Source organism: Paracoccus sp. (in: a-proteobacteria), from assembly GCF_046462195.1.
Taxonomy (GTDB): Bacteria; Pseudomonadota; Alphaproteobacteria; order Rhodobacterales; family Rhodobacteraceae; genus Paracoccus.
This window is the reverse complement of sequence record NZ_JBKGUN010000293.1, coordinates 1-4,557: the sequence shown is the minus strand read 5'-3', so window position 1 is coordinate 4,557 and position 4,557 is coordinate 1. Positions and strand designations below refer to the sequence as shown.

General features: G+C 59.8%; 3 protein-coding genes. All 3 read right to left on the bottom strand.

What is annotated here, in order from left to right; translation table 11 throughout:
* Window positions 1–576: 576 nt before the first annotated feature.
* Window positions 577–1,584: an FUSC family protein gene (locus ACLHHB_RS17465; protein WP_410219558.1), complete on the bottom strand. Its 1,008-nt coding sequence runs from the start codon at window positions 1,582–1,584 to the stop codon at window positions 577–579.
* 103 nt (window positions 1,585–1,687) lie between these two features.
* On the bottom strand, window positions 1,688–2,107 hold the full coding sequence (locus ACLHHB_RS17460; protein ID WP_410219557.1) for an ion channel: 420 nt from the start codon (window positions 2,105–2,107) through the stop codon (window positions 1,688–1,690).
* Window positions 2,108–2,272: 165 nt separating this feature from the next.
* Complete coding sequence (locus ACLHHB_RS17455; RefSeq protein ID WP_410219556.1) at window positions 2,273–4,159, bottom strand: cation:proton antiporter; 1,887 nt, start codon at window positions 4,157–4,159, stop codon at window positions 2,273–2,275.
* Window positions 4,160–4,557: the final 398 nt, after the last annotated feature.

The window sequence follows — 4,557 nt, the reverse complement described above, 5'->3', positions numbered from 1 at the left end:
TTCCTTGGGCTCATCGACATCACAGCGATCCGCCTCTGGCTCCGCTGTTTGTCAACATGACCTAGGCATCCCTCCACACGCTATTCAAGCCGTTAATGGTGATGGAAAACGTCGGACGATCATCCGGCACGACCTTACTAAGCGTTCGCATATCATGCGCGTACCTGAAAGATCGTGATCCACCCTGCAACGATAGCTGTCGTCTCATGATCGGGATGATCATCAACCAGCAACATTTTGCCTCACGCGGAACCGAGAGAGGCTGACGGCCAAAGGTGCTAATGGGAGCTCTGCTGAGCCACAGGACGTTTTCTTCAATGGCAACACACTTTTCAAAATGAAACAGGCAGAGGCGTATTGTCAAAAACTGCAGTCGGCATAGGATGAATTGCATCGACCGTCGATAGATCGGAACAGGATCAGAAGGGGCTTGATGTCCTTCTTCTGTCGCGGTTTCAGAACCGGCTTGGGCGGTAAAATTCGGCGAAGTTGCATCTCAAGTGAATGCTCTCAAGCTGCAAAAACCTCATCCTCGGCAGCATTGCATCTGCCGATGCTCGGCGAAGCGACCGAGCATCAACTTCTCAATGCCTCGATCAATCCGCCGATTGACCGCCGAACTTCATGAAGTCCAAAGGCCAAGGCGTTGCGGTTCCGGTGCAAATCCGATGTCGGGTCGCCCTCGGCCAACATGGCCTGCAGCCCTTGCAAGACTTCATCAATCTGCCTCGTGCGTTCTTCAGGGTTCTTTTCTCTGTCAGCCAGCGCATTCAGCACCGAGCATGTGTCGCGACGCAATGCGCTAACCTGATCTATCAAGTCAGCCCTTCCTGAAGCAGGCACCACATCGGCTTCCGCCGTCCGATCAAGGATGATAACCGAATTGTAGAGCCGACGCAGGGCCTCGAGACGACGCTGCATGTTGGCCCGGTCCACAAGCTTTACCGCATTCAGGGCCTCTTGGGCCGACTGCAGCGATTTGTGGTAATCGGAGACATGCTCCGGAGGCGCGGCTTCATGTCCTTCTTCCGTGGCCGCTTCCAGTGCATCGGCAAGGCGCGTGGCCGTGGCGCGCAGCGCACTCCGAAAGTGGCGGTCAAAGCGTGCCTCTGCGCGGTCAGGCCAAACCAGCAGCGACACCAGCACACCCGTCGCCGCGCCGATGACGATCGCGATCCCGCGCTCTCCTGCTGTTTCCAGCACCTTCGCTTCCGATGCCAAGGCAATCCCGGCTGCCGCCACCGCACCGTAACTCCAGTCCGGGCGTAATCCGGCGATACCTCCGACAACCAGCATCGACAATGCAAGTCCCGCCGTCGTGCCCCACACATCGGGAAGCACGGCAACGCAGGCGAGGCTGATGAGACTGCCGACAAGCGTGGCTTGAAGACGCGTGAAAGCGGCGCCCATCGTGCCGCCTACCGATGGCTGGATAATCAGAACGGCGCTCAGGATGGCCAGAAATGCTTCCTGGAGGTTCAGGCTCCGCATCAAGAGATAGGTCGCCGTGGCAGCAAGTGCCGATTGTACCGCCCGCCGTACCATATCAGGCCCGAAGTACCGCGACCGAGGGATGAATTTCATCGAATACTTGCCTTTTCCAGCCTTTCTTTCCTAGCATGTGATGCTGCGGAATGTTCCTGACCAAGGAACGACAAAGACAGTCTGTAACCTCGGCTCCTCTGGCTCAGAGCGCTTCCAGAGCCTTCTTCCAGACGCTGTAGATGAACGTCGCCGACCAAGTGAGCACCATGAAGCCGCCCAAGGCTTGCATCATGTTGACCAGCCGGATCGGTCCGGAAGCCTCGATCTGCGTATAGCCGAGGGTCGTGAAATTGATGCCGGAAAAATAGATCAATTCGCTCCAGCTGACATCGAATTGGTTGAGTTTCCCCATTCCCTCCCACGTGATCAGGACGGAGTACCCAACTGCAAAGAAGACGATCTCCAGCAGGTGGATAACCAGAAGCCCCAGAAAGACCTTGATGATGACGCGGTTGGGGTGCTGCTGGGCATCTCCTGTCATCTTCCAAAGGCCGAGCAGCGCGAAGTGGTGCCCAATGCCCATCAGGAACACAAGGCCGAAGCCGATCAACAGTGCCAACATGATCTTTTCTTTCTTCTCAGGCCTTGGGACCGGGGCCAATCCATGACGGGGCACAAAGGGGGAGGGGTGCATCTGCCGAAAGCGACAGGATCCTGCCAATCTGCTTCGTTGTTCTGAAACAGCATCAGCGCATCACCGACCGGCAGTGTTGCCATGTTCGCCTGCTCAGGTTCCGGATTTAGGCGTTTCACGATGTTCCCGTACCACTTCAGCGGCCTCGGCGGTCAGTTCCGGAGACGGAGCATCGGAAGGCTCCGACTGTTCGGGGGGCAGAAAGGCCATGATCGAGTCTCCCGGCTGCACGGAAATGGGCTCATCTGGTCCGATGAAACGGAGTTCGCCGTTGGTGATGGTCAGCAGCGGCTCGGCCTGCGGGCGATCAGCCCTCCATGCGTCCAGGTCATACTCCTCGGTCAGGCGGGTGCTGCGCAGGGTCCAGCCGTCAGCAAGACGCTGGTTGACCAGGTCGAAGGTCGGGCGCCCTTCCAGCCGTTGACCACCCAACTGCGCTGGAAGGGCATGACGCGACTGATCACGAACCCTGCTCAACTGCCAGACGAACTCGCGCCCCAGATCCGGCCCCATGTCGGTCGCCACCAATGTGTTGTAGGCATCATTGTCCGATGCTGCCAGCACGGTGGGATAGGCCACGAATTCGACCTGGTGTTCCGCCGCCTCGCCCAGAATGTCGCCGTAATAGGTCGGGATACCGGCTTGCCGAGCCTTGAAGAGGTGCTGCCGGTTGGTATCGGCGATCAATGTGCCGACCCCCGCCCGCTCCAGCGCCTGCGCCAAGGCCACCGCGAAGGGCGAGCCGCCAACAATCAGCAGCCCCGGGCGTTCGGGACCGGACAGGCCGAGACGGCGCGCCAGCGGCGCCAATGTAAATCCGTGGATAATGACGGTGGCCAGCACGATGATGAAGGCAAGAGGCGCCAGCGCGGCTCCGTCGGGAATGCCCGCTTCGACCAGCTTCTCGCCGAAAAGACCGGACACTGCCACCATCACGACCCCCCGCGGGCCCGTCAGGGCGATCAGCCAGCGCTCCTTCATGGGTAATTCTGTGCCTATCAGGGGCAGCAGCACCTGAAGGGGACGCGCCAGCGCAACGGTGAAGACCACGAACAGTGCCGCCCTCCAGGTCAGTTGACCCAAGGTCGAAAAATCCAGCGAGGCGGCCATCAGGACGAAAACGCCCGACACCAGCAGGATCGTGGCATGTTCCTTGAAGCGGTGGATCTCCGTGTAGGAGGACAGGTTGGCATTCGCTAGGACCATGCCCATGATTGTGACGGCCAGCAGGCCCGTTTCGTGCAGCACCGTATCCGTGACGGCAAACACCGCCAGAACGGCCACGAACAGCACGGGCACCTTCATGTATTCGGGCACCCACGCCTTTCGGAAAGCCAAGGCCATTCCCGACCCCACGGCCCATCCTGCCAAAGCAGCGAAACCTATTCCTGATCCAATGACCCAAGCGGCCGCACCAACCGACAGGCCCGTTTCCAGTACCAGGACCACCTCCAGCAGGAGGACGGCGATCAGCACGCCGATCGGGTCGTTGAGGATCGCCTCCCACTGCAGGATCTGGGCTGGCCGGGCCCGCAGCTTTGCCTGGCGCAGCATAGGCGCGATAACGGTGGGTCCCGTGACCACCATGACGCCGCCGAACACTGCCGCCGACTGCCATGAAAGGCCCACTGCCAGCCACAGCACCAGCGCCGACAGCATCCAACCCAAGGGCGCGCCAACGTAGACCAGCCTCTGCACCGGTCCGCGTGCATCCCTCAAACGGTGATGCGTCAGGGTCAATCCGCCTTCGAACAGGATGATGGCCACCGCCACGGAGATCAGCGGGCGATAGATCGGCCCCAAGTCTCGGTCCGGCAGGAACCAGCCCGTCATGGGCCCGACCAACAATCCCACCCCCAGCATCAGAACAATTGCCGGCAACCGGAGCTTCCAGGCCAACCATTGCGCTCCCACGCCAAGAACGCCGACCAGCGCCACAACCTGCACCGGGGTCAGCCCCTGCACAATCTCGCCTTCCATGGATGTCCCTTCGATCCGCTCGGGGTCACAAGCCGCGATCAGCGTGGTGGTTCCCCCTGCAACATGATCATGAGGACGCCCTGGACACTGAATCCCGTTTTGTTCTTCAAACTGGTGTCGCCTGCCTTTCATCCCTGTTTGTATTGCCGTTCACGGGCAGGTCTTGCCGGATTGGCTGATTTGTCTGGGGCAGGGGCCGTAGGTAACCTGTGTCCTTGTGCACCCATGTAGGATATAGTGCGGAGGCATGCAGATACGTAGTGCCGACGTAAGCGGCACTTACGGGCTACTTTCTTGCGACCTAAAGGCTTGGATGTTCAGAGTGCTAGTTGGCATTGTTGCGGAACGCGGCGTTGGAGCAGGGCCTGCCCTTCCCCATCAAGCTCGGGCCGCACGTC